Raw genomic sequence first — 26,545 nt, 5'->3', positions numbered from 1 at the left:
GCGATATGGCATAGTCGCGTGCGATCACGCATACGGACGCGCGGCGTCGGGATCGGTGGGGAGGACCGCGATTGACGTGGGATGGGAGCATCCTGTGGGGTGGTGACCGGGACACCGCGGCGGTACGGGTCGCGCCGGAGGTACTCGCCGATCTGAATCTGGACCAGGTTTTCGCCGCCGCCGGTATCGGGGACCAGGAAGCGGTAACGCGTCCGCTGCGCGAGATTTCGACGGTGTCCTACCGGCACGGGGTGTTCCGCGATCTCGAAGTCGAGGAGATCCGCGCCGCGTTCGATGCCTTCGGCGCAGGCATGCGCTCGGTCCTGGAGCATCTGGAGCACGCACAGCGCCTGCGTCACCCACGGCAGCGCGATCGATGGCAACTGGACGCGGAGGCGGTGTATTGCCGGACGATCCTGGATATGTGCGCCGCGCTGCGCGATATGCCGTTGCGCTCGAACGGGTTACGCTACTGGCGGGCATGGTTGAGCGACTACGTCGGCGCAGACCGTTTCCGCGGGTTGACGACCGATGCGGCGAAGATTCGCGCGGCGCTGGACGCTGTGCGCTACCGGGTGCGTGTGACCGGGCGGTCGGTCGTGGTCGATCGGTACGACGGGCGATCCGACTACAGCGAGATCGTCGCGGCGGCATTCGCGCGCTTCCGTCCCGACGGCGATCCCGCTCCCCCGCGTCCGGGTAATCCCTGGTCGGATATGAACGAGGTCGAGGAACGCATTCTCGCCGCCGTCACCGCGCAGCACCCGATGGTGTTCGCGGAACTCGAGCGGCACGCGAACCGCTACCGCGACTTCATCGACCCGGTGGTCGAGCGATTCGATGCCGAGCTGCGCTTCTACCTCGGCTACTTGGGGTTCGTTCGCTCGCTCACCGCGCGGGGACCGCGTTACTGCTATCCGGAGATCACCGCCGACTTCGCGGGCGTATTCGCCGAAGGCGCCTTCGACGCCGCTCTCGCGCACCAACTCTCGGCTGCGGGAGCGACGGTGGTCGGCAACGACTTCCGGCTCGACGGCGCGGAACGGGTCCTCGTGGTCACCGGCCCCAATCAGGGAGGCAAGAGCACCTTCGCCCGCATGATCGGCCAGTTGTTCTACCTCGCCGCGCTCGGCTGCCCGGTTCCCGGATCGCGGACACGGCTGTCACTGCCCGACGGGTTGTTCACCCATTTCGTCCGGCAGGACGACCTCGACGATCCAGGGGGCGCGCTGGCGCAAGAACTCGCCAAAATCCGTGACATCCTGCCCCGCGTGACCGAGCGCAGCGTCCTGGTCTTGAACGAAAGCTTCAGTACGACAACGGCCGACGATGCCCGGCTGATCGGCGGTGCGGTGCTGCGGCGGATCATCGAGCGCGGTGCGGTGGCGGTATACGTGACATTCCTGGAGGAACTGGCCGAACTCGGTCCGGAGGTGGTGAGCATGGTCGCCGGTGTCGAATCGGGGGATGATCCGGTGCGGACCTTCCGCATCGATCGGCGCCCGCCGGACGGGCCCGCCTACGCCGTCGCGGTCGCCCACCGGCACGGGCTCACCTATGACGAGATCCGGGCGAGGGTCCGATGATCCCGGTCGGCCTGTTGCGACCACCCCGCCGTGACGCGCGGATCGCGCGTAACGGGGCCGCGATGGCGGACGACCTCGGCCTCGAGCAGCTGTACTCGGCCATGGCGGGAGATGACGATTTCATCGGAAGCGTCGTGAGAGCGGTGGTGCGGGACAGCCTCACCGATATCGAGGTGATCCGGTACCGGCAGGACGTGCTGGCGGACTGCTGTGCCGATCCGGCGATGCCGCGCGCCCTGTACGCCATCGCCACCGAGGCGACATCGGTGCGACGCTGGATAGGACGCGGGCGCGAGCCGAGGGCCAAGCTCGGGCTGGCACTGCAACCGCTGGAGGCCCTCGTGCATCACCTGCGCGAGCTGCGCCGGACCTGCGCGAAATACGCCGCTTCCTGCACCTCCGACGGCCTGGTCCGCTTGCGTGAGGTACTGGCCGACCAGCTCGACGACGGTTACCTCGCCATGCTCGAACAGCATTTGGCCGCACTGTATTTCGATAACGGTATGATATTCAGCGCCGGAATCGGCGCCGGGAACAAGGCCGACCGCATCATCCTCCACGAACCGCCGCGAAGCGCCGAACGCACGCTGTTACGCCGCCGCTCGGGCACAGAATTCGAGGCCCCCAGCGATTTCGAACACAACAACGACCCCCTGAGAGATGTCATCGAACCGCCACTCGAATCAGTCGCGGAGGTGATCTCGAACGCGACCGACAACGTGCAGGACTTCTTCCGCCGACTGCGCACCGAGCTGGCGTTCTACCTGGGCTGCCTGAACCTGCGCGAGCGGCTGACCCGGACGGGCACACCGGTGTGCTTCCCGGTCCTCGCACCCGAGGGCGGTGTGACATTGCGCTGCCGCGATCTGCGCGACGCGGCGTTATCCCTGACGGCGACCGATGTCGTCGGCAATGACATCGACGCGGCGGGAGCCACCCTCGTCGTGGTGACCGGCGCCAACAGCGGCGGCAAATCGACGTTCCTGCGCAGCGTCGGCACGGCGCAACTGATGATGCAGGCGGGGATGTTCGTCACCGCCGAGGCGTTCACCGCGGACGTGCGCGACGGCGTCTTCACGCATTTCGTGCGCGGTGAGGATCCTGGCATGAAACACGGCCGCCTCGACGAGGAACTCGCCCGTATGCGCGAGATCACCGACCGGATCCGACCCGGCGCGATGTTGTTGTGCAACGAACCGTTCGCCTCGACGAACGACCGGGAGGCCGCCGCCGTCGCCGAGCCCATAGTCTCGGCGCTACTCGATTCCGGCGTCAAGATCGTGCTGGTCACGCACCTGTTCGAACTCACCAGCCAGCGCTACGCCGCCGGATCCGAATCGGATCTGTTCCTGCGGGTCGAACGCGCTTCCGACGGCCGCCGCACCTACCGCGTGCGGACCGGCGCGCCCGCGCCGACCAGCCACGGGGGAGATATCTTCGCCGAGATCTTCGGGAGCCGCCCCGAAGCACCGTGAATATCCGGCGTCGGCCACCGAACGCCCTGTGACGTCGGGCATTCACCCCTGCCTCGCGAGCAAGGCGACCGCGATCACCGGATCGCCGAGGACCGCCGCGGCACGGCCCTCGACGACGGGGATCGGCGGGTCTCAGCCTTCGGTCACGACGTGAACGCGGGCATGGACTCCCAGCCGCGCACCGTCGAGGTGGGAGACAGTTTGGCCCCGGACATATCGACATCCCATTCGGGGAACCGCTTGAGGATCTCCTCGAGCGCGACCCTGCCCTCCAGTCGCGCCAATGCCGAACCGAGGCAGAAGTGGGTGCCGACACTGAACGACAGGTGTTGCCGCGCGTTGCGGTGGATATCGAAGACGTCGCCGTCAGGAGCGAATTGGCGATGGTCGCGATTGGCCGCGCCGATGAGGAACATCATGACGCTGCCCTCGGGCACGGTCCGACCGTGCAACTCGACATCGCGGTTCACGTAGCGGCACACATGCGGGGCGGGGGATTCGAACCGCAGCAGTTCCTCGATCGCCTGCGGTATGAGTTTCGGATTCTCCACCAACTGCTTGCGCTGGTCGGGGTGTTCGGCCAGCACCTTGCCCGCCCAGCCGATCAGCCTGGTCGTGGTCTCGTTACCCGCGCCCGCCACCACATTGACGTAGATCAGCAGTTCTTCACGGGTCAGGCGCCGGTACGTGCCGGTTTCGTCCTCGAATTCGACATTCAGCAGTTCGGTCATGATGTCGTCGGACGGATGCTCGCGCCGCCAATCGATATACGCGGCGAATATATCGCCGCTGACCATTCCGTCCGAGGCCGCCTTCATCGGCTGCCCCTCTTCGGTACGCATCTGTTCGTTGGCGAAATCCCGGATCGCTTCCTGATCCTCCTCGGGAATTCCGAGCAGCAGGCCGATGGTGCGCATGGGCATCTGCGCGCCGAGGTCGGCGATGAAATCGATGCGGCCGGTGCCGACGACCGGATCGAGGCTCTGCGCGCAGAACTCCCTGATCTTCGCCTCGAGTGCGATGATCTTACGCGGGGTGAACATGCGCGACAGCAGTGCGCGATGAATGTCGTGCACCGGCGGGTCCTCGAAGATCAGTGCGCCGGAGGGTATTTCGATATTCGCCTTGATCAGCTCCAGGATCGCGCCGCGGCCCGAGATGAAGGTGTCCTTATCGATGAGCCCCGCGTTGACGTCGTCGAAACGGCTCACCGCGTAGAAATCGTGCGCCTCGTTGTAGTAGAGGGGCATTTCGTCGCGGAGTCTTTTGAACATCGGGTACGGATCATTGTTGAGCTGTACGTCGTATGGATCATAGTGGACGTCACTGGCCGCACTGGTCGTCACGGAAATAGCCTTTCGAGAGTTACATCTATTCGTGCGAGCGTTGAATGCTCACCAGCGGACGGGCAGCGTGTACACGCCGAAGGCGAGCCGATCGTGTTTGAATTCGACCTGATCGAACGGGATCGCCAGTTCCAATGTCGGCACCCGTTTCACCAGGGTCTCGAAGACGATCTGCAACTCCACCCGGGCCAGCTGCTGACCGACGCATTGGTGCACCCCGAATCCGAACGCGACATGGTGGCGCGCGGGCCTGGCCAGATCGAGTTTGTCGGGATCGGGGAATGCGCTCGGATCCCAGTTCGCCGGCGCGAGGTCGATGATGATGCCCTCGCCCGCCCGGATGGTCTCCCCGGCGATCTCGATATCCTCGATCGCGACGCGCCGCTGACCGTTCTGGATGATGCTCAGATACCGCAGCAATTCCTCGACCGCGTTGGCGACCAGCTTCGGGTCCTCGGTATCGCGCAGCAGCGCGAACTGTTCCGGATTCTCCAGCAGCGCGAGCACACCGAGCGAAATCATATTCGCGCTGGTCTCGTGCCCGGCGATCAGCAGGCCGGTGCCGAGCTGGGCGGCTTCGCGCATGGTGAGTTCATTCGAACGGACCCGCTCGGCGAGATCGGAGACGACGTCCTCGGCGGGTTCGTCCAATTTCACCTTGATCAGGTCGATCAGGTACCGCGCGAGTCCGGCCCTGCCCTCCGCGGCCTGCTCCTTCGTCGCGTACCTGTCGACGCCGACGGTCGCGTGGCGCTGGAAGAATTCGTGATCTTTGTACGGCACGCCGAGCATTTCGCTGATCATCAGCGTGGGAATCGGCAACGCCAGCGCCTCCACGAGATCGGCGGGCTGCGGCCCGGCCAGCATCCGATCGATATGGTCCTCGGTCATCTGCTGAATCGATGGCCGCAGCGCGTCGACGCGTTTGAAGGTGAAGGGCTTGGTCATCATCCGGCGGAACCGGGTGTGTTCCTCACCGTCGCTGGTGAACACCGACCGGGGACGGCTGTCCACGGTGGCCAGCATGCCCTCGTTCCAATGCGGGAATCCCGGCCTGCGGTCGTCGACGCTGACCCTCGGATCCGACATCAGCGCCTTCAGCTCGGTATATCCGGTGACGAGCCAGGGCGTGCTGCCATTCCAGATGCGTACGCGGTTCAGCGGTTTGACGGCCGCCAACTCGCGGATCCGCGGGGCGGGCGAGAACGGGCACGCGGCCGATTTCTCGATCGGATATTCGGGAATCTCTGTGGTGGTGGTCGCCGTCGTCGTGTCGGACACGGTCACTCCTGTGGGTTCGGGCCGCGATGGCGGCGTCTCGAAATCTCTGTCATTCCTCGATGTGGATGGCCATGGCGGGGCATACCGCCGCCGCCTGCCGCACGTCCTCGGCGAGTTCCTCGGGCGGATTCTCTTCGAGCAGCACGACGATGCCGTCGTCCTCGCGCTGATCGAACACGTCGGGCGCGTGCATGACGCACTGCCCGGCCGCGACGCATTTGCCTTGTTCGACAGTTACTTTCATCGAAACCTTCCCTTCTGTTCGATCACCGGGCATCCCGCTCGGGACGCTCACCCACGGCTCGACACCGCCTGCGCATTCGTCTCGGCCCGGCGCTTGATCGGTTTGCCCGCGACGGTGCCGCCATCGATCGGCAGAACGGTGCCGGTGAGGTAGCGGGATCTCTCGCTGCCGAAGTACAGCGCCGCCTCCGCGACGTCCTCCGGAGTCCCCTCCCGGTCCAACGGCCGGTCCGCGCGCATATTCTCCCGCACCACCTTGGCGAAACGTTCGGCTCGCTCCGGCGACATCCCCGCGGCCGAGGACGCGAGCAGGGTGGTCGGAATATTGCCCGGTGCGATGCAATTGACGCGAATGTCGTATTGCGCCAACTCGATCGCGGCGGATTTGGTGTACTGGATGACCGCGGCCTTCGACGCCCGGTAGGTCATGACGCCGCCACCGGCCTGGATGCCGCCGATCGAGGACATGTTCACGATCGAGCCGCCGCCGTTCTCGGCCATGTACCGCGCCGCGAACTGGGTGCCCGCCATCACCCCGAGCACATTGACCGACATAACCCTGCTGAAATCGGTGAGATCGTCCAGCAGAATGCTCTTGTACAAAGTGCCGGAGATCGCCGCGTTGTTGACCATGATGTTCAGGTCGCCGAACGCGTCGAGCGCGAAGCTCACCAAACCGGCGACCTGCTCCGGATCACCCACATCCGCGTACTGGAAGATCGCCCCGGTCCCGCAGTGATCGGCCAATTCCGCGCCGCGTTCGCGATTGGTGTCCGCGATGACGACGCGCGCGCCTTCGGCGTGGTAGCGCTCGACGATCGCGCGACCGATGCCCGAGCTGCCGCCGGTGATGATCGCGACCTTCCCCGACAGTTCGTTGGCCATGGCCCTCACTCCTTTCGTTCGGATCGAGCGATCACGAGATCCCGCTCGGTACAGACTGTTTCGCCGATGGCACCGCGATCGCGCTGCCCTCGAGGAATTGGCGAAGCACCGCGTTCACCGCATCGGGCCGCTCGATCTGCGGGCAATGCCCCGCCTGCTCGATGACCACCGAACGGGCCCCGGCGATCCGGTCCGCGATCTCGCCCGCCCAACCCCGTGGCAGTAATTTGTCGCCGCCGCCCTCCACCATCAACGTCGGCACCGCGATACGTTCGTAGGGACGTTCGCTCGACGGAGCGGTCGGCGTGTCGGCACCCGGTCTGCGGAATCTCGCCGCCGCCACCGCTTCCCACGCGCCGGGCAGGGTACTGGACTCGAAACGTCTGCCCACATACCCCTCGTCCGCCGGGTAGGCGGACCCGTGGAACAGCGCCGCGACGATGCGCCGCATCGCCTCCAGCGACGCGTCGTAGTCGTAGAGCGCCCGCATATGCTCGTTGCGCTGGATCTCGCCGCCGCCGCATATCGCGACGAGACTGCGCATCGGCAGTTGCGGCGTTTCCGAGGTGGCGTCGACGAGCAGCATGATCGCTCCCATCGAATTGCCGACGAAATGCGCCGAACTCACCCCGAGTGCCGCGCAGAATCGAGCGACATGCCTGATACGCATGCCCCTGCCGTCGGTGAAGTCGATGACCTTGGCCGAATGCCCGAATCCCAGCATGTCGGGGGCGAGTACCCGGTAGCGCTCGGCGAGCGCGCCGATGGTGTGCTCCCACCCGAGTTCCGCGCTCGCCCCGAATTCACCGCCGTGCAGCAGCACGACGGGTTCGCCGACGCCTGCCTCGAGGTAACTCGTGGACAAACCGTCCACGACCACGGTTCTACGTTCGACCGTCATATCGCGCTCCGGACTCGATCCGCCGCGGCGACGCCGTATCCCTGACGCCGCCGCGCCGGGCCCCTCGCGCCGCCGGCCCGCGCGAACGAATTCTGTGCGGTGAGCTCGATCCGTTCGACGACGCGGATGTCGTCGGGCAGTTCCGCCGCGTCGGCGGTGTCGACGAGCAACCGGATCGCGCGCACGCCGAGATCGGCCAGAATATCGCAGGCCGACCGGAGATCCGTGTGCACCAGCGCATTTCGTTGCGAGGGGTCGCAGGCGGCACGCGGGCAGGTCGCGGGTGTGCGGGACACCACGTCGTCGGGACCGCGCACATAGACGACCGCGCCGCTACCCGCCTCGGCGATGCGCGCCAGGGACTGGCGCAGGGTGTCACGGCAGTCGCAGCGCCGCGACCCGAACACGTCGCCGAGCAGACATTCGCTCTGCACCCGGATCAGCGGGGCTTCGACGGCAGTGGGTTCGCCGCAGACGAGGGCGATATGTTCGCGGCCGGTTCCGTCGACGTAGCCGATCGCGCGGAACTGTCCGGCCTCCAGCGGAATCCTGGCCTCGCCCGCCCGCCGCACCCGGCACAGCTCGCGGCGGCGGTAATCGATCAGATCGGCGATGGTGACCACGGGGATATCGTGCGCGCGGCCGAGTTCGAGCAGTTCCGGTAGGCGCGCCAATTCGCCGTCGCCACCGCATATCTCGCACAGGACCGCCGCCGGATCGAGACCGGCCGACACGACGAGTTCGACCGCCGCCTCCGGATGGGCCGCCACGGCGAGGACACCACCCTCGCCGCACCCGATCGGGAAGATATGTCCGGGGCGGGCGAAATCGCGCGCCGTGCCCGCCGGATCGGTGAGCGCGCGGATCGTATCGGCACGACTGCGCGCGCTGATACCGGGCGCGGTCCCGGTGGCCAGGTCCACCGAGACGCGGAATGTGTCGCGGGCGGGCCCGGTCGCGGTGGGATCGGCGGGCGGGATGCCGAGGGCATCGAGTCGCGCCGCACTCATGGCGACCCGGATCAGGCCGCGCCCCGCCGTCGCCATGAAATTGACCGCATCGGCGCGGATATGTCCCGCGGCGAGCACGAGATTGCCTGTTCCCGAATCGTCGGTGCGGTCGACGACGATGACCATCCGTCCGGATCGCACCGCCTCGACCGCGACCCCCACCGCGTCCGGGCCGGTCACGACGTCGCCCCCGAACTGCGGGCGAAGGCCAGGACCTGGGTCGCCAGCAGCTCGAGTTGATTCTCGACCGTGGCATCGGTCAATTCGCCCGCGCTGTCCCAGATCTGCTCGGCCGAGTTGATCGCCACGCCGAGCGGTGTCGGCCACGCGCGCAGGGCGTGGCCGATCACCCGCAACTGGCCGAGCGTGCCCACCGCGGCCTGCCACCCGTAGGCGCAGGTGATGCAGCCCCACGGCTTGTTGTCGAGGTACACGGTCGGGTCTGCGCGCAGATCCTCGATGTAATCGAGTGCGTTCTTCACCAGACCGGAGATGCCGCCGTGATAGCCCGGCGATCCCACGATGACGGCGTCGGCCCGGCGCAGCGCGTCGACCAGGGCCGTCGCCTGCGGTGTACGGCTCGTATCGTGCGGACTGTACATCGGCAGATTGATGTCCTCGCCGCTGAACAGCGCGGTCCGGCCGCCCTGCTGCTCGACCGCCGCCAGGCAGCGCCGCAGGGCGCGCTCGGTCGACGAGTTCGCCCGCAGGGTGCCGCCGATGCCGACGACGAACGGAGATCCGTCACCGGTCACGGTGGATTCCGGTGCGCTGGTTGTACTTGCGGTCATGACCGTTACCTCGTGTTCTCACTACTTGATGGCGACCGGGTTGATCGGCGATCCGACAGCGCCGATGACTCGCAGCGGTGGTGCGATCAGCTGGAAGTCGTACACGCCGTCGGCGGCGCAATCCGCGGCCAGTGCGTCGAGATCCCAGTACTCCCCCAGCATCAGGCCCATATCCCGCAGGCACAGCATGTGCATGGGCAGGAATGTGCCGTCGACCCCGGAAACGGGATCCTCGACCATGAGGTTGTCGGCCGCGACCGCCGCCACCTCGCGCTCGTGCAACCACGTCGCGCACCGCCAGTCCAGGCCCGAATACGGTTCGGTGCCGTCGCCGGTCTCGAGGAAGCGCGCCTGCCAGCCGGTGCGGATGAGGACGATGTCGCCGCTGCCGACGGTCACGCCCTGGGCGGCGACCACCTCGTCCAATTCCTCTGGCGTGATGGGGTTTCCCGGCGCCAGGTAGGTGTCGGCCTTGCGATGGCGGACCAGGTCGAGCAGCACGCCCCGCGAGGTGATGCCTTTGCTGTCCACTTTGTCGATGCCGCAGTGGAACGCGCCGAGACTGGTGACCGAATCCGCCGGGAACCCGTTGTAGAGCTTGTCCTCGTAGTAGACGTGCGACAGCGCGTCCCACTGGGTGGCGGCCTGCAACGGCATGATGATCATGTCGTCGTTGAAGCGGAACGGATTCTCCTCGCCGTCGAAGAAGCTGCTCAGCTGCTGTCCGACGGTATTGGCCGGCCATTTCGAGCCGTATTCGACCAGGGTCCGCGCGTCGCCGCCGTCCACGGTCATCACGTGCACGGGATTCTGCCGGAACTGGAACGCGCCCTGCGGTCCGGACGATCCGAAATCGATGCCGAGCGGGAACACCCGCCCGTGCCTGACCAGCCCGGCCGCCTCGGCGACCTTGGCCGGGGTGATGAAGTTGAGTGTCCCGAGTTCGTCGGCGGCGCCCCATCGGCCCCAGTTCCGCACACTCTCGGCGACTCGCCGGAAATCGGTCAAATTGGCCACAGCGCCGCTCCTTCCACGTTGATTGCTCGCATAGTTCGGGTCGTTGGAGATATCACTTGGCGGCGATCTCCGCCGCGATTCGTCCGCCGACATTGCCGCCGTCGACCCACAGGACCTGGCCGGTCACGTAACTGGCCGCGGGACTGTTCAGGAAGGCGAGCACAGCCGCCTGCTCGGAGGGTTCGGAGACCCGGCCCAACGGCTTGGCGATATCGTCGAGATAGTCTTGGCCGTAGGCCGTTCGCAGCTGATCCAGGATCGGCGTTTCCGTCACTCCCGGTCCGGTGCAATTGATTCGGATGCCGCGCGCGCCGAGCGCCGCGGCGTTCGCCATGGTGTAGAGGATGATCGCTTCCTTCGACAGGCGGTATCCACCGTCGGCCACGGCCTCCGGATTCCGCCCGCACCACGCGATCCCCTCCGACATCGTCGTGGTGTCGAGCAATCCGCGCACGCTTTCCTGATTGTCGCGGTATCCGGCCGCGGCCAACGAGGAAACGCTCGCGATCGCCGAACCCGGGCGCATCGACTGGGCCAATGCCTCGGTGAATCGACGCAGACCGAGGAAATTGATGGTCACCACGCGCAGCGGATCGCCGATCCCGGACGAGACGCCCGCGACGTTGAACAGCGAATCGACTCGATCGACCGCGCGCGCGGCGCGATCGATCGAGTCCGGATCCGCCATATCCACGTGGTGGAACTCGTCGAGTCCCACCGTCGGCGACGCCACGTCGAGCCCGACCACCTCGGCGCCGAGTTCACGCAGCTGACGCGCCAGAGCGGCCCCGATACCGGAGGCACATCCGGTGACGACGGCACGTTTGCCGTCGTAGCGCCACAGTTCGTGGATAGGGGCCATCGTCAGACGCCCGGACGCGGAGTCATCAGTTCGCATCCCCGGCACGTTCGGCGGCCTGGGCCTGGCCCTCGGCCATTTCCGCCATCGCCTCGGGAACCTCGTTCGCGGTGTAGGTGCCGCCGCGACCGGTCGGCAGACCGCCGAACGCGTAACTCTCGTCGAATTCCGGAATCGCCCACGGCACCCGGCGTGCCTCGGCCTTGGCGAGGACGGGCTCGAGGCGCGCGGCCTTCGCCTTGACCGCTTGCTCGTCGCGTTCGATGAATTCCGGAAGTACGTGTTTACCCATCAATTCGATGGATTCCATCGTCGCCTCGTGGCTGCGCGGATTCAGCAGCAGGATGATCTCGTCGACACCGGACGCCTCGTAGCTGCGCAGGAATTCGCGCACCGTGTCCGGAGAGCCGATCGCGCCGCGACCGGGACCGTAGGCAAGCGTCGGATCGTTGGCGACCTCGGAAGCGTAGGTCTCCCACACTTTGGTGCGGCCGGGGGTGTGCTGACCGGTCATGTAGTAGTGCATGATGCCGAACGAGAAGAACCCGCCGCCGATCCCGAGCCGCTCGATCGCCTGCTCGTCGGTGGGCGCCACCATCATCGACAGGTCACCGCCGATGGCGAGGATATTCGGGTTCATCTGCGGGATGGACGGCGCCGCCGCGTCTTCGAATTCCTGGTAGTAGCCCCTGACCCGCTCACCGAGCGCCTCGGGGCCGGTGTAGGCGAAACTCAGTGCGCCCAGGCCCTTCTGGGCCGCCATCTGCACCGACGATGGCCTGGTACACGCGACCCACACCGGCGGGTGCGGCTTCTGCAACGGCTTGGGAACCACATTGCGCGCGGGCATCTCGATGTGCTCGCCCTTGAAACCGCTGAAGGGTTCTTCCATCATGCAGCGGATCGCCACCTGAAGCGCTTCGTCCCACTGTCCGCGCTTGTCGGCCGGGTCGATATTGAAGCCGCCGAGTTCTCCGACGGAGGAGGATTCGCCGGTGCCGAATTCCACCCGCCCGTTCGAGATCAGATCGAGCGTGGCGATTCGTTCGGCCGCACGCGCCGGGTGATTGATATTCGGCGGCATATGCATGATGCCGAATCCGAGGCGGATATCCTTCGTCCGCTGACTGGCCGCCGCGAGGAACATTTCCGGCGCGGTCGAGTGGCAGTACTCCTCGAGGAAGTGATGCTCGGTCAACCAGACCGTCGAGAAACCGGCCTTATCGGCCGCTTCCACCTCGTCGAGTCCATCCTGGAACAGGAGCCGCTCGTCATCGGCCACCCACGGCCGAGGCAGCGCGAATTCGTAGAACAGGGATATTTTCATCTATTTCCTCCGATGGAATCGACTGACGAATCGGTGTCTGTGGCGGTGCTGTCTGTGGCCGTGCTGTGTGTGGCCGTGCTGTCTGTGGCCCTGCTGTCTGTGACCGGGGCATCGCTGGCATCGCCCGCGGGCCGGGCGGCGACGTACCGAGCGGCGGCGTGCCGGGCGGCGGCGTGCCGGGCGGCGGCGTGCCGGGCGGCGATGTAGCCGAAGGTCATGGCGGGGCCGATGGTCGCGCCCGCACCCGCGTAGCTGCGGCCCATCACCGGGGCCGACGCGTTGCCCACCGCGTAGAGCCCGTCGATGACGGTCCCGTCGGCGCGCAGCACCCTCGCGTGCTCGTCGGTGCTCAGTCCGCCCGAGGTGCCGAGGTCGCCGAGCACTATGCGGAACGCGTAATACGGGGGTTTACCCAGCGGAGCGAGATTCGGATTCGGCAATGTGGGGTCGCCGTAGTAGTTGTCGTAGACGCTCACGCCGCGCTGGAAATCCTGGTCCTCGCCCTGCCTCGCCATCGCGTTGAACCGCTGCGCGGTGGCGTGCAACCGGTCGGCGGGAACCTCGATCTGTTCGGCGAGTCCGGCCAAGGAGTCGGCGGCGCGCACCACCCCGGAGTCCAGCCATGCCTGCGGCATCGTGCGACCGGTCGGCACCGGGGCGAACGGAATCCTGGGCAGCGGAAGGTGTCCGGCGACGACGTAGCGGTGAAACGAGCGCGCGTCGGTGATCAACCAGCACGGAATATGCGTGACGCCGCGGCGCTGGCCCTCGATCATCGCGTGACCGAAATCCATATAGGGCGCGGCCTCGTTGATGAACCGCTCGCCCGCGCCGTTGACGATGAACTGCGACGGCATCATCCGTTCGTTGAGCATGAATTGCATACGGCCGTCGGGCCATTGGATCGCCGGGAACCACCAGGCCTCATCCATGAGTTCGGTGCCGGCGCCGACCTGTTGTCCCGCGCGGATACCGTCGCCCATGGCGCGCGGATTGCCGAAACTCCAGTCGTCCTCGATCTCGGGCAGGTACTCCTTGCGCCACGCCATATCGTGGTCGAATCCGCCGGTGGCGATGATGACCCCGCGCCTGGCCTCGATCCGCAGCTCCGCCCCGTCGCGCTCGACCACCGCGCCGGTCACCGCGCCGTCCTCGGCGGTGATCAGCGATGTCATCGGGGTGCCGAGCCACAGCGGAATATCCCGCTCCCGCAGCGCGAGTCGCAGCCGGGCCACCAGTGACTGCCCGATCGCCGCGATGCGATCGCCGAAAACCCGCGCCCGGAACATCCGCCACAGCAATTTGACCAGCACTGCCTTACCCCGCCAGGATTGGCGCACCTGATAGAACAGCCGCAAATCCTTGGGCCCCAGCCAGATCCCCTTGGGCGCGAGGGCGAGCGGCGCGAGCAGATTCCGCTCCTCGTCGCCGAGCACCCGCAGATCGATCGGCGGCACATTGATGGTGCTGCCCTGCTCGGACCCGCCGGGAAGTTCCGGGTAGTAGTCGGCGTAGCCGGGTTTCCATACGAATTCCAGCCACGGGCTGCACTTCTCCAGGAACTCCATCATCGCGGGAGCCTGCGCTACGTATGCGCGTAACCTCGCCTCGCTGACCAACCCCTCGGTGATGGTCCGCAGGTATTCGACGACCGCTTCCGGGTCCGGCTCATACCCGTCGCGTTTCTGGGCGGGTGCGCCTGGCACCCAGATTCCGCCGCCGGACAACGCGGTGGAACCGCCGTAGCGGTCGGCCTTCTCGATCAGCAGCACCTCGAGTCCGGCGTCGGCGGCGGCGAGGGCAGCGGCCATTCCGCCGCCACCCGAGCCGATCACCAGGATGTCGACCGCGCTGTCGAAGGTGGCCGGTGGTTCGGACGTCACGATCGTCTCCTGTCGTTCGCCTGCGGGGAATCGGCGGCTTCCGGAATCGCCGTGCGGACCGCGAAACCGGCGATCAGCGCGGGGGCGGTCCGGTAGTAACGCACGCCGGTGCGATAGCGCCCCTGGGTCGCCAGGGCCGCGTAAGCGGCTACCCAGGTGCGGATTTCGTGCGCGGAGTTACCCGCCTCGCGGGTGATCGACGCATTGGTCCAGTCGTCGAACGCGTCGAGCCTGCCCTCGTCGACGACGGAGAGGAAGCGCCTGTCCCAGTCCGGGTTGAGCGGGGTGAGCGGGCTGTCGCCCGCGGCGAAATCGCGGGCCGCCGCGATCACCGCGGCCTGCCTGGCGGCACGCTGCTCGGAGGTCTGCGTGACGCCGTGGACGATGCGGTCGAGTACCGGCCCGGTGGCCGTCGCCAGCGATGGCACCGGCGGATCGTGGGAAAGTCCGCCGGAACCGATCAGCAGCACCCGTTTATCCAGTGACGCGAGATATTCGCCGACCGCCCGGCCCAGCGCCGCGGCCCGGCGCACTGGGCCGAGCGGCGTGGCCACCGCGTTGACGAATATCGGAATCACCGGCAGCGCACGCGCGTCGCCGAGCAGTCGCCGCAACGGCTGCGTGGTCGCGTGGTCGACATCCATCGTCGCCGACACCGCGATATCGACGCCCGCGTCGAGCACCGCCTGTGCGCACTCACGCGCCAATTCCGCCGGTACGTCGAGCTGACCCGCGTAAGTTCCGTAGTCGCCGACGCCGGTCGCGGCTGTGCCGAGGCAGAACGCGGGCATCAGTCGGTAGAAGAATCCGTTGTAATGATCGGGCGAGAACGTCACCACCAGTTCGGGATCCCAGGCCCGCACGAAATCGCGCGCCCGCGCGAGCGCGGCCCCGACATCATCGATGAGTTCGGCTTCCGGCCCCGGCAGATCAAGCAGAGGGCTGTGCGATACGCAGCACAGTGCCAGCGCCATGTTCACCTCCGGCGGTCAGGCTGAGCGCGTCGAATAATTCCGCGCTCAGTTCGGGGGCGAGCTGGGCGATACACGCTCCTGCGACACAGCGATCGGGGCGAAGGAACAGCACCGAATCCAGTTGGCCGTCGAACCAGCGTTTGAGTGCGCCGGTGCGGTCGCCGACGATGACGACGTCCGGATCGTCGTGCCCGGTCCAGTGCAGCTGCGACGCCGGTCTGGCCGCGACGAAGACGGCGCCGAGCGATTTCCAGCGCGCGAACGCCGCGTCACCGAGCACCTCGCGCGGCCGGTTGTTCCAGCACAGCACCGCGAACCACGGCCCGAGCACGTCATCGAGCAGGACGTCGGCGCGCTCCCTGGTGTCCACGCGCGGCTGGATGAACAGGGTGCCCACCGCCGACCTCGGTGAGCGAGACCGATTGTGCACCACCGCGCCCCGGTCGTAGCGCGGCATCGGCTTGAACCGCATCCCCAGCACATAGCGTTTCACCGGCGGGATCGCCGCCGCGACCCGCACGGCGACATCACGGAACGCGGTCACCTTCCGATTCGTCGGCGAGATCACCTTGCCGACCATGGTGGACAGGTCGATCATGGCGCGGGCGTGTTTGCGCCGCTCCTGGTCGTAGCTGTCCAGCAGCGCGTCCTCGGCGTGACCGTTGACCACCGCCGCGAGTTTCCAGCCCAGATTCGCCGCGTCCCTGATCCCGCTGTTGTAGCCCTGGCCCTGCCATACCGGCATCAGATGCGCGGCGTCGCCCGCCAGCAGCAGGCGCCCGCGGCGGAACGAGCTCGCGATGCGCGAGTGGTGGGTGTACACCCGCCGTCTGATGACCTCGACCCGATCGGGGTACGGCACGAACGGGGCGATCATCCGCGCGACGAATGCGGGATCCTCTGCCAGTTCGTCGGATTCGTCGTCGTGGATCATGAATTCGAAACGCCGGATGCCGTGGGCGATGGAGACCGAGACATTCGGGCGCTCCGGATCGGCGCCGACCTCGATATTCGGATGCCCCAACGGATCCGAGGCGATGTCGACCACCAGCCAGCGCGTCGACGATGTCGTCCCCTCGAAGGTGACGTCCATCTGATGTCTGGTCGCGCTGCGTCCGCCGTCACAGCCGACCACGTATCGCGCGGATACCATCGACGGTCCCTGCGGACCCTCGATGGCGACGCGGACGGCGTCACCGGATTCGGTGCAGGTACGCATGGCGCTGTGCCATGCGATCTCGACATTCCGATAGCGGTCGAGACCGGCGAGCAGTTCGGCGTCGACGAGCGGCTGGACGAATCCGTTGCGCTTGGGCCAGCCGAATTGGGTGTCGGTCGGCGCGATCTCGGCGAGCAGCCGACGCTTGCCGTCGACGAATCGCATGATCTGGTTCGGCGTGGTGTGGGGCAGGATGGGATCGGTCAGTCCGATCGACTGGAAGGTGCGCAGCGATTCGTCGTCGAGTCCGACGCCGCGCGGGTAGTCGATCAGGGTGGCTCGTTCCTCCACGACCAGTACTCGCACGCCATGGTGGCCGAGCGTATTGGCCAGGGTCAGTCCGACCGGGCCTGCGCCGACGAGCACCACGTCGGCTGTGCGTTCCTCGGTCACGGCCGACCGCCGAGCAGATGATCGAGGTGAATGGCGTTGAAGGTTTTCGCGTCCTCGTACTGGGGCCAGTGGCCGCAGTCGGGCATGACCTCGAAACGGGCGCCGGGAATCATCGATGCGATACGCCGTCCCTCGCTGACGTCCGCGGTGGGGTCGTCGCTGGTCCACAGCACCAGCGTCGGTGCGACGATGCCGCCGTATTCCTTCTCCCCCAGCAGATTTCGCTGGCGGATCACCGGATCCTGGAGGGCCATGATGTCACGCATGGCGGCGACGAAACCCGGCTGACGGTAGATCCGCTGTCTGCTGGCGACGATATCGTCGTAATCCTTCGACTTGTCGGCCATCAGCCAGGTGATCCTGGCCTGCACCGTCTCCCAGGTCGGATCGCTCACCGCGGCCATCGACAGCGTCACGATGCGCCGCATCACCTCGGGATCGGCCTGGGAACCGCCCGCGGTGTTGAGCACAAGGCGGTCGATCCGGTCCGGATGGTCGAACGCCGCCCGCGCGGCGACCCAGCCGCCGAGCGATTCGCCGCTCAGGCTGACCTTCTCGGCGCCGATCGCGTCGAAGAACGCGATCAGATGCTGTACGTAATGGGCGATTTCGAGCGGATGGCCGGGCTTGTCGGTGTACCCGTGGCCGAGCATGTCGATGGACCAGGTCGAGAAATGCTCGGCATGGGCCTCGAGGTTGCGGATATAGGCCTCGGCGTGGCCACCTGACCCGTGCAGCAACACCAGCACGGGCAGGGACGGGTCACCGGCGTGCAGGTAGCGCGTGCGTACTCCGCCCGCGTCGAGATATCCCTGGGTGAAGGACACCCCCTGCAGATCGCTCCAGATGCTTTCGTACTCGGACACTCGCTACCTCCATCTCCCCGGCGCAGTCGCCCGTCTGTGTGTCAGCACTCGACCGACTTACCGGTCGCCGCCGCGTGCCCCGCGCGAAAGCCCCACACCATGCCGGGTCCGATGGTGCCGCCCGCGCCGCCGTAGGCCCGGCCGGTGACACCGGCCATCGCATTGCCCGCGGCGAACAGACCGGGCAGGACATGTCCGTCGACGTGCAGCACCCGGCCGTCGCGATCGGTGCGCGGTCCGCCCTTCGTTCCCATCGCGCCGACGGTCACCGGCACCGCGTAATACGGTCCGGTGTCGAGCGGTCCGAGCGTGCGCCCCGCCACCGTCGCGGCCGACTCGTCGCCCCACCATCCGTCGTAGGCGCTCGATCCCCGTCCCCAGTCCGGATCGATCTCGTCCGCGACCGCGCGGTTCCAGCGCGCGACAGTGTCGGCAAGGCCCTGCGGGTCGATGCCGGTCTTCGCTCCCAATTCGGCCAGGTCGGCCGATTCGCAGAACCAGCCGGGCACCGGATCTCCCGGCGCGATGCCGAGAAATCCATAGCGCCGCAAGTGAATCGAATCGAAGACGATCCAGGCCGGATCGTTGACATATCCGCCACGTGGATCGAGGTAGTGGAACGCGCCGGCCATCGAGTTGTACTCCGACGCCTCGTTGACGAACCGCTTGCCCGCGCGATTGACCATGATGCTGCGCGGGCGGGTGCGTTCGAGCCGGACGCTGCGGCTGCGCGGATGACCGTCGATGGTGTCGCCGGGAATGCGCACGATCGGAACCCACCAGGCTTCACTCATGGTGCCGAGGTCGGCGCCGTGCGCCATCGCCATGCGCAATCCGTCACCGGTGTTGTCGGGCGGTGAGACAGCCCCGCGCATCGGCCCACGCAGGTACGCCTTCACCAAAGCCGGATCCCATTCGAAACCGCCTGTCGCCAGGATGATTCCGCCGCGCGCCCGGACGGTGCGTTCGCCGTCGGCCGTGGCGATCCGGACGCCGACGATCGCGCCGTCCTCGGCGATGAGTTCGACCGCGCGTGCGCCGGTGCGCGGCTCGACACCCGCCGCGAGCACACCCGCGAGCAATCCCGCGACCAGGGCGGTGCCCGCGACGCATGGCTCCGCCGATTCGTTGTCGACGGTGACGTGCAGCCTGGCCCTGGTCTCGGCGTCGAATCCGACATTGCTCCAGTCCGCGGGGAACGCGGTGATGCGGTCGTGCCACTGCCCGAGCCTGGTCAGATCGAAGGCCACCGGACTCAGCGATCGGCCGCCCGATGGCCTGCCGCCGGGCAGCTCCGGCTTGTAATCCGGGAATCCATCGGCGATTTCGAAGCGAACCCCGCTGTGCGCCTCCACGAAATCGACCATGGTCGCGCCGGTGCGCACGAAGGTGTCGACCAGTTCGTCGTCCATCGAGTCCAGCGACTGGGCGTGCAGGTAGCTCAGCGCGGCATCGACGGTCAGCTCACCATCGGGCGAACGGCGATGCGCGGGAATCCAGGCGATGCCACCGGAGACGGCGCTGGTGCCTCCGACAGTGCTCGACTTCTCGAACAAGGCCACCTCGGCGCCGTTCACGGCGGCGCTCAGAGCGGCTGTCAGACCGGCGGCTCCACTGCCGAGTACAACAACGTCGACAGTATCGTCCCAGGTAGAGGGTGGGTTTCCCATGAAAACCTCCATCTTCTAATAAGAGAATCGTATTCTCACAGCGACGCGTCCGCAATAGCTGCTCGTAGCAGATGTTTCTGGACTTTTCCGCTCGGGGTCCGGGGATACTCCGCGACCTCGAACAGTCGCTCCGGCCATTTCTGACGCGCGATGCCCTCGGCTTCGAAATGTCGCCGCACCGCGGCCATGGACGGCATCGAATGACCGGATCGCAACCGCAGGACGGCGCCGACCTGTTCACCGAATCGGTTGTCGGGCACCGCGATCACCACCGCCTCGGCGACCTCGGCCAGGCCGAGCAGCAACTCCTCCACCTCGAGCGCGCTGATGTTCTCGCCACCGCGAATGATGATGTCGGATTTGCGATCCGTGATCGTGAGATGACCGTCCGGATGCAGCACGCCGATATCGCCGGTGTGATACCAGCCATCGGCGTCGAACGCCTTCTCCGTCAACGATTCATCGAGATACCCTACGCACAGATCGGGCCCACGACTCAGGATTTCGCCATCATCGCCCAACCGGATCTCCACACCCGGCATCGGCCTGCCATCGGTCATCAGCCGCTCGAATTCGGGTGCGTCGAACAGCGAACCCGAGATCGACGGATGTTCGGTGCTCCCGTAGGCCCGGAACGCGGTGATGCCGAGCTCGGTCAGCCTGCGCGTCACCGCCACCGGGACCGACGACCCGCCGAGCCCGAAATACTGCACGCCACGCAGGTGTTCCTGGGTGAAATCGGGGTGATCGAGCAGGCTGGTGACGAAATACGGCGGACCGCCGCCGATCGCGAGGCCGTCACTCTTCATCAAGGCAAGCGCGCGCCCCGGATCCCAGGTGTCGGCGAGATGAATCGCCTTGCCGTGCAAGACCGGAATCAGGAACGCGCCGACCATCCCGATGAAGTGGCCGACCGGCGCGGCGGTGAGCTGGGTACTCCGGTCGCGCACATTACGCTCGGAGAGCTGCCTCGCCTCACAGCCGAGGGTCTGATGGCTGTGCACCACTCCCTTCGGCGCGCTCGTCGTCCCCGAGGTGAAGGCGATGAGCGCGGGCGCGGCCGGGTCGATCGCGAGCGTCCCCGCCATCGGCTCATCATCGAGCAGCTGTTCGAAATCCCTGCCGACGACACCGACCACCGGCACGCTCGCGGAAACGTCGGGCTCGTAGGTCATCCGCCCGAACCGCTCGGCGGTGATGAATACCCTGGGGCGCGCGACCTCGATGATGTGCGCGAGTTCCTTACGGCCGTAGAAGTGCACGATCGGCACGATCGCCGCGCCGAGGAAGGCCGACGCCCAGAACGTCGCCGCCGCCTCCATCCAATTGGGCAGCTGGAAGGCGATGACATCGCCCGGACCCACACCCCGCGCCCGCAAACCCGCGGCGAGCCTGCGCGCGAGCTGTTCGACCTCGCCGACCGTGCCGGACCAGGGGCGCAGGTCCGAGTGCACACGGAACTGGGCATCCCGCGCCGAGGCGAGGCTACGACTCAGCAGCTCGCCGAGAGTTTCCGAGGTCCACCAGCCCTCCTGCTCGTAGCGAACCTTCAGTTCAGGGGGAATCATTCGCATCTGAAAACACCATTCTCTGTATGCGAGAGGAACTAATATGCGCCGAACCGACACCGTCTCGAACGAGTGTGGAGGTGACCGCGCGGATCCGCAGCGAGAATGGCGACATCGCACCAGGTAGAAGCCGGAGTCTTGCAGGCAATCTGGCGGTAGAGTACCGTTCTCATATAGCGGAAGTAAAATTCTTGCGCATCGTTTGGGGGATGGAAAGGGATCACTGTGGGACGTGTTGCAGGCAAAGTCGCATTCATCACGGGCGCCGCGCGTGGCCAGGGTCGTAGCCACGCGGTGCGACTGGCCGAAGAAGGCGCCGACATCATCGCGGTCGACTTGTGCGAGAGCCTGACCACTGTCGGATACGCGCTGGCCACGCCGGAAGACCTCGAAGAGACCGCGGCCCTGGTGACCAAGACCGGGCAGCGCTGCTTCACCGCCAAGGCCGACGTGCGCGACGCCAACCAGTTGCGCACCGCCCTGGAGAACGGCATCAAGGAACTGGGCAAGCTCGACATCGTGGTGGCCCAGGCCGGTATCGCGGGCATGAAGGGGGAACCCCAGCTCGAGGCCTGGACCGACGTCATCAACACCAACCTGGTCGGCACCATCAACGCCATCCAGGTCGCCCTCCCCCACCTGAGTGAAGGCGCGGCCATCGTCGCCACCGGCTCGACCGCGGCGCTGATGGACGTCTCCAAGGTCGACCAGCCGGGCAAGGATCTGGGCGGCGCCGCCTATGTCACCTCCAAGCGGGCGCTGTCGGCCTATGTCTACGACCTCGCCACCCACCTCGCGCCGCGCGGAATCCGCGCCAACGTCGTACATCCCACCAACTGCAACACCCCGATGCTGCAGAGCGAGCCGATGTACCGCTCCTTCCGTCCCGACCTCGAGCACCCCACTCGCGCCGATGCCGAGCCCGTTTTCGGTGTGCAGCAGGCGATGAAGATTCCGTACATCGAGCCCGAGGACATCAGCAACGCCATTCTGTACCTGGTCTCCGATGAAGGCCGCTACGTCACCGGTGTGCAGTTGCGCGTCGACGGCGGCGGCTACCTCAAGTGGTACGACCACCACATCTGATCGACCGATCGCGCCGCACCGTCGAACGGTGCGGCGCAATATCTTCAGGTGGACAACCGGATTCGAGCGGCGAGCGCCTGTCATCCACGCGGAGCGGGGCGACACCGTGACCAACAGAGGACAACAGCGTGAGCACTGACGACGTCGCCGCAGACCAGGACCGCAAGGCCAACCGTTACCACTTCGACCGGCACACCCCCGAATACCGGCACAAGTTCCAAGAGATCACCGAAGAGATGCAGGCCAAATGCCCCGTGGCCTGGACCGACACCCACGGCGGCCACTGGGTCGCCGCGGGCGGCAGCGCGGTCTTCGAACTCGCGCGCTGCCCGCAGGTCTCCAACGACCACGATCTGAACAACGAACGCCGGGGATATAAAGGCATCTCCATCCCCTATGCCAAGCGGGTTTCGGTGGTCCGCGGCGGCATCCTCGAGATGGACGATCCCGAACACCGTATCTACCGTTCGATCCTCAACCCGTATCTTTCCCCAGCGGCGGTCCGGCGCTGGGAGCCGTTCATCGACGAGGTGGTGCGGGCGAGCATCGACGAGAAGATCGAGTCCGGCAGTATCGATTTCGTCGACGATCTGGCCAATATCGTCCCCGCTGTGCTGACTCTGGCCATGCTCGGCATCCCCCTGAAGCAGTGGTCCATCTACAGCGAGCCGGTGCACGCCGCGGTCTATACCCCCGAGGACTCCCCCGACGTCACCCGCGTCGCGGAGATGCACCGGGCGATGGGGCTGGATCTGCTCACCAATCTGCACGAGATCAAGCAGAATCCGCGCCCCGGCCTGGTGAACGGCCTGGTCCAGCTTCGGATCGAGGGCGAACCGGCCCCCGACCTCGAATTGCTCGGCATGCTCGGCCTCATCATCGGCGGCGGTTTCGACACGACGACCGCGCTCACCGCGCACGCGCTCGAATGGCTGTCGGAACATCCCGAACAGCGTGAGCTGCTGAGCGCGGAGCGCGAGCATCTGCTCGACCCCGCGACCGAGGAATTCCTGCGCTTCTTCACCCCGGCCCCCGGCGACGGGCGGACGATCTCCGAGGACGTCACGATCGAGCACACCCAGTTCAAAGAGGGTGAGCGGCTGTGGCTTTCGTGGGCGATGGCGAACCGCGATCCCTCGATCTTCCACGATCCGAACGAAATCGTGCTGGACCGCAAGGGAAATCGGCACTTCAGCTTCGGTCTCGGCGTCCACCGCTGCATCGGCTCGAATGTCGCGCGCACCGTATTCAAGTCCATGCTCACCGCCGTGCTCGACCGGATGCCCGATTTCCGCTGCGACCCCGAGGGCGCGGTGCACTACGACACCATCGGCGTCATCCAGGGCATGCGGAAACTGCCCGCCACCTTCACCCCCGGCCCGCGCCTCGGCCCCGGCCTCGACGAGACGCTGGAGATGTTGCAGCGGATCTGTGACGAGCAGGGTCTGGCCGCCCCGGTCACCGAACGTCCGGAAGCCGCGAGAATCCGATGAAGTCGTACGCCGACGGTACGAGCGTCCCCGTCATCGACGCCAGCGTCCACATCTTCTTCGGCTCCAACCGCGATATGCGCGATTTCCTGCGCGAGCCGTACAAGAGCCGCGGCATACCGGATCCCGAAATGGATTGGTACGGCGCTCCCGGCGGCGAATACGCCGCCGGGACCAAGGGCGAGGGCCGGGGTGGCTATCCCGGCTCGAATCCCGAACTGGTCGGCAGGCAGTTGTTCGTCGAGCGCGGCGTCGACGTGGCGATTCTGCATCCGATGACGCGTGGCATCCTGCCCGACCGGCATCTGACCACCGCGGTTCTGGCCGCGCACAACGAGATGCTGGTGACCAGGTGGCTCGATTCCGGCGAATACGCCGCCCGATTCCGGGGCACGATTCGCGTGAATCCGGAGGATATTCCCGGCGCGCTGCGTGAAATAGACAAGTGGGCCGACCATCCCGGCGTCGTCCAGGTCGGCATTCCGCTGCAATCGCGCGAACTCTACGGTAAACCGCAGTTCTGGCCGCTGTGGGAAGCGGCGGCGAGAGCGGGGCTGCCGGTGGCCGCGCATATCGAGACCGGTGAGAGCATCGGCTTCGCGCCGACTCCGTCCGGGCACACCCGCACCTATGAGCAGTACCTGGGCTTCCAGTCGCTCAATTACGTGTACCACCTGATGAATATGATCGCCGAGGGCGTCTTCGAACGGCTGCCCGAGCTGAAGTTCGTGTGGGCCGACGGCGCCGCGGATATGCTCACGCCCTTCACCTGGCGAATGGATACGTTCGGCCGTCCGCATCTCGAGCAGACACCGTGGGCGCCCCGTATACCGAGCGACTATCTGCCCGGTCACGTGTACTTCGTCCAGGGCAGCCTGGACGGTCCCGGCGATACCGAATTCGCCGGAGAATGGCTCGGATTCACGGGCAAAGAAGATATGGTGATGTTCGGGTCCAGTTATCCACACTGGCATTGCGGCGATATCGACACGCTGCCCTCCTCGCTCACCGCAGAGCAGCGCGAGAAGCTCTGCTGGCGCAACGCGGCCGAACTCTACGGAGTCGATATTCCGGTTCCGTCGACCATCCGGTAGTCGCTTTACAGTCCCTTTCAAGGAGACGACCATGACCCTGGCCCACCAGCAAGCGCGCACACCAGCCGCCGAACAGGTCGCAGTCCGAGTCGTCGACTCGGATGTACACCCCGTGCCCCGGCGCGGGGAACTTCTCGAATACATCCCCGAGCCGCATCGCACCTCGTACTTTCGCAGCCACCGCGTCGGGGACACCATCCTCTACGACGCCCCCGATTACGCCCACTCGTACGCGATGCGCGTCGACTCCTTCCCCGAGAGCGGCGAATTCCCCGGCAGTGACCCGGATCTGGCGTTTCGGCAACTGATCCTCGACGCCGGATCCGATATCGCGATCCTGGAGCCGACGGTCAAGGCCGCACGACTGCCCGAGGCGACCCAGGCCCTGGCGACCGGTATCAATCACTGGTTGGCCAATCACTGGCTCGACCCCCACAACAACTGGCACACGCGGTGGCGCGGTTCGATCTGCGTCGCCATCGATGATCCGGTCGGCGCGGTCCGCGAGATCGAGCACTGGGCGGGTCACCCCTATATGTCGCAGATCCTCATCAAGGCCGAACCGAGGCCGGCGTGGGGCGATCCGAAGTACGACCCGATCTGGGCGGCGGCGACGAAACACGACATCGTGGTGAGCTGTCACCTCGCGCGCGGCGCGTACGAGACGATGCCGATGACGCCGGTCGGATTTCCCAGCTACAACCACGATTTCATGGTCACCTATTCGCTGCTCGCGGCGAACCAGATCATGAGCCTGATCTTCGACGGCGTCTTCGACCGGTTCCCGACCCTGCGTATCGTCTTCGTCGAACACGCCTTCACCTGGATCCTTCCGCTGATGTGGCGGATGGACGCCATCTACGCGGCGCGCAAGTCCTTCACCGGAATCCGGCGCAAGCCTTCGGAATACGTCAAGGAACACATCAAGTTCACCACCCAGCCGTTGGACTATCCCGAGGACAAGACCGAACTCACCCGGGCGTTCGAATGGATGGAGGCGGACAAGATCCTGCTCTTTTCCTCCGATTACCCGCACTGGACCTTCGATGATCCGCAATGGCTGGCCAAACACCTGCCTACTTACGCGCGTGAGCGGGTCATGTTCCGCAACGGTATCGAGACCTATCACCTGCCGGAATCGGTGCCGGTGCTGCCGGGGCAGAGGCGGGTGTTCTGAGTGTCGGACACATCCGGACACGCCGATAAGCGCCGTTTGGCGCAGGGGCGCGAACACGTCGTCGCCACCGTCGACGAAATTCCGCCCGGCGCTTCGAAAGTCGTTCCGATCGGACGCCACGGCGTCGGTGTCTACAACGTCAACGGCACCTACTACGCGATCGCCAACTACTGTCCGCACGAGGGCGGTCCGCTGTGCTCGGGACGGACAAGGGGGCGCACCATCGTCGACGAGAGCGTGCCCGGCGACGCGGTCATGGTCCGCGACCAGGAATTCATCTACTGCCCGTGGCACCAGTGGGGTTTCGAACTCGCCACGGGAACGACCGCGGTCAAACCGGAATGGAGCATCCGCACCTATCCGGTGCGGATCGTCGGTGATTCCGTCGTCGTGTCGGCATGAGC

Annotated in this window: 22 protein-coding genes and 1 pseudogene; 7 read left to right on the top strand and 16 right to left on the bottom strand. The window is 66.3% G+C overall.

Translation table 11 applies throughout. The annotated features are described in order from the left end of the window. Positions 1-71 precede the first annotated feature (71 nt). Complete coding sequence (locus tag ABZS43_RS07280; protein ID WP_355034940.1) at positions 72-1,586, top strand: DNA mismatch repair protein MutS; 1,515 nt, start codon at positions 72-74, stop codon at positions 1,584-1,586. Beyond that, positions 1,583-3,061, top strand: a complete 1,479-nt coding sequence (locus ABZS43_RS07275; RefSeq protein ID WP_355034939.1) for a DNA mismatch repair protein — start codon at positions 1,583-1,585, stop codon at positions 3,059-3,061. The genes ABZS43_RS07280 and ABZS43_RS07275 overlap by 4 nt, the downstream gene beginning before the upstream one ends. Before the next feature lie 143 nt (positions 3,062-3,204). Here the strand turns inward: ABZS43_RS07275 and ABZS43_RS07270 are convergent, their stop codons facing one another. The 16 genes and pseudogenes from ABZS43_RS07270 to ABZS43_RS07195 all read right to left on the bottom strand — a co-directional run bounded on the left by ABZS43_RS07270 (position 3,205) and on the right by ABZS43_RS07195 (position 21,300). Continuing rightward, positions 3,205-4,407, bottom strand: a complete 1,203-nt coding sequence (locus ABZS43_RS07270) for a cytochrome P450 (protein ID WP_355034938.1) — start codon at positions 4,405-4,407, stop codon at positions 3,205-3,207. Between the two features lie 48 nt (positions 4,408-4,455). After that, positions 4,456-5,688 (bottom strand): cytochrome P450, encoded by a 1,233-nt coding sequence (locus ABZS43_RS07265; RefSeq protein ID WP_355034937.1) that lies wholly within the window; start codon positions 5,686-5,688, stop codon positions 4,456-4,458. Between the two features lie 49 nt (positions 5,689-5,737). After that, positions 5,738-5,932: a ferredoxin gene (locus ABZS43_RS07260; RefSeq protein WP_355034936.1), complete on the bottom strand. Its 195-nt coding sequence runs from the start codon at positions 5,930-5,932 to the stop codon at positions 5,738-5,740. A gap of 47 nt (positions 5,933-5,979) precedes the next feature. After that, complete coding sequence (locus ABZS43_RS07255) at positions 5,980-6,816, bottom strand: SDR family oxidoreductase (RefSeq protein ID WP_355034935.1); 837 nt, start codon at positions 6,814-6,816, stop codon at positions 5,980-5,982. A 31-nt stretch (positions 6,817-6,847) separates the two neighbouring features. Then, on the bottom strand, positions 6,848-7,717 hold the full coding sequence (locus ABZS43_RS07250; RefSeq protein WP_355034934.1) for an alpha/beta hydrolase: 870 nt from the start codon (positions 7,715-7,717) through the stop codon (positions 6,848-6,850). Beyond that, positions 7,714-8,907 (bottom strand): 3,4-dihydroxy-2-butanone-4-phosphate synthase, encoded by a 1,194-nt coding sequence (locus tag ABZS43_RS07245; protein ID WP_355034933.1) that lies wholly within the window; start codon positions 8,905-8,907, stop codon positions 7,714-7,716. The genes ABZS43_RS07250 and ABZS43_RS07245 overlap by 4 nt, the downstream gene beginning before the upstream one ends. Further along, positions 8,904-9,518 (bottom strand): NADPH-dependent FMN reductase, encoded by a 615-nt coding sequence (locus ABZS43_RS07240; protein WP_355034932.1) that lies wholly within the window; start codon positions 9,516-9,518, stop codon positions 8,904-8,906. The genes ABZS43_RS07245 and ABZS43_RS07240 overlap by 4 nt, the downstream gene beginning before the upstream one ends. Before the next feature lie 21 nt (positions 9,519-9,539). Beyond that, on the bottom strand, positions 9,540-10,535 hold the full coding sequence (locus ABZS43_RS07235) for a cyclase family protein (protein WP_355034931.1): 996 nt from the start codon (positions 10,533-10,535) through the stop codon (positions 9,540-9,542). Positions 10,536-10,587: 52 nt separating this feature from the next. After that, positions 10,588-11,397 carry a coniferyl-alcohol dehydrogenase gene (locus tag ABZS43_RS07230; RefSeq protein WP_355034981.1) on the bottom strand — a complete coding sequence of 270 codons (810 nt, stop codon included), beginning with the start codon at positions 11,395-11,397 and terminating at the stop codon, positions 10,588-10,590. Positions 11,398-11,422: 25 nt separating this feature from the next. Continuing rightward, the gene (locus tag ABZS43_RS07225) at positions 11,423-12,721 is read right to left on the bottom strand and encodes an LLM class flavin-dependent oxidoreductase (RefSeq protein ID WP_355034930.1); all 1,299 of its coding nucleotides are present in this window, start codon (positions 12,719-12,721) and stop codon (positions 11,423-11,425) included. Between the two features lie 164 nt (positions 12,722-12,885). Beyond that, positions 12,886-14,604 (bottom strand): annotated as a pseudogene (locus ABZS43_RS07220) (FAD-binding protein); the annotation flags it as partial. Beyond that, complete coding sequence (locus tag ABZS43_RS07215) at positions 14,601-15,578, bottom strand: 3-carboxyethylcatechol 2,3-dioxygenase (protein ID WP_355034929.1); 978 nt, start codon at positions 15,576-15,578, stop codon at positions 14,601-14,603. The pseudogene ABZS43_RS07220 and the gene ABZS43_RS07215, both read right to left, overlap by 4 nt. After that, positions 15,535-17,190 (bottom strand): bifunctional 3-(3-hydroxy-phenyl)propionate/3-hydroxycinnamic acid hydroxylase, encoded by a 1,656-nt coding sequence (locus tag ABZS43_RS07210; protein WP_355034928.1) that lies wholly within the window; start codon positions 17,188-17,190, stop codon positions 15,535-15,537. The genes ABZS43_RS07215 and ABZS43_RS07210 overlap by 44 nt, the downstream gene beginning before the upstream one ends. Then, positions 17,187-18,056: an alpha/beta hydrolase gene (locus ABZS43_RS07205; protein WP_355034927.1), complete on the bottom strand. Its 870-nt coding sequence runs from the start codon at positions 18,054-18,056 to the stop codon at positions 17,187-17,189. The genes ABZS43_RS07210 and ABZS43_RS07205 overlap by 4 nt, the downstream gene beginning before the upstream one ends. A 41-nt stretch (positions 18,057-18,097) precedes the next feature. Beyond that, positions 18,098-19,726 carry an FAD-dependent oxidoreductase gene (locus tag ABZS43_RS07200; protein ID WP_355034926.1) on the bottom strand — a complete coding sequence of 543 codons (1,629 nt, stop codon included), beginning with the start codon at positions 19,724-19,726 and terminating at the stop codon, positions 18,098-18,100. Positions 19,727-19,761: 35 nt separating this feature from the next. Further along, on the bottom strand, positions 19,762-21,300 hold the full coding sequence (locus ABZS43_RS07195; RefSeq protein ID WP_355034980.1) for an AMP-binding protein: 1,539 nt from the start codon (positions 21,298-21,300) through the stop codon (positions 19,762-19,764). 219 nt (positions 21,301-21,519) lie between these two features. Between ABZS43_RS07195 and ABZS43_RS07190 the strand changes: the two genes are divergently transcribed. The 5 genes from ABZS43_RS07190 (at position 21,520) to ABZS43_RS07170 (ending at position 26,543) form a co-directional block, all read left to right on the top strand. Continuing rightward, positions 21,520-22,380, top strand: a complete 861-nt coding sequence (locus ABZS43_RS07190; protein WP_355034925.1) for a mycofactocin-coupled SDR family oxidoreductase — start codon at positions 21,520-21,522, stop codon at positions 22,378-22,380. A 128-nt stretch (positions 22,381-22,508) separates the two neighbouring features. Continuing rightward, positions 22,509-23,873: a cytochrome P450 gene (locus ABZS43_RS07185; protein ID WP_355034924.1), complete on the top strand. Its 1,365-nt coding sequence runs from the start codon at positions 22,509-22,511 to the stop codon at positions 23,871-23,873. Then, positions 23,870-24,964, top strand: a complete 1,095-nt coding sequence (locus ABZS43_RS07180; protein WP_355034923.1) for an amidohydrolase family protein — start codon at positions 23,870-23,872, stop codon at positions 24,962-24,964. Before ABZS43_RS07185 ends, ABZS43_RS07180 begins: the two co-directional genes overlap by 4 nt. Before the next feature lie 31 nt (positions 24,965-24,995). After that, positions 24,996-26,141, top strand: coding sequence for an amidohydrolase family protein (locus ABZS43_RS07175; RefSeq protein ID WP_355034922.1), 1,146 nt, complete (start codon positions 24,996-24,998; stop codon positions 26,139-26,141). Further along, positions 26,142-26,543, top strand: a complete 402-nt coding sequence (locus ABZS43_RS07170) for a Rieske (2Fe-2S) protein (protein ID WP_355034921.1) — start codon at positions 26,142-26,144, stop codon at positions 26,541-26,543. It abuts the gene before it with no gap. Positions 26,544-26,545 lie beyond the last annotated feature (2 nt).

The sequence above is a fragment of the Nocardia sp. NPDC005366 genome (assembly GCF_040606855.1).
Lineage (GTDB): Bacteria > Actinomycetota > Actinomycetes > Mycobacteriales > Mycobacteriaceae > Nocardia.
The sequence above is the reverse complement of the archived record's forward strand: the minus strand, read 5'-3'. Positions and strand labels throughout refer to the sequence as shown.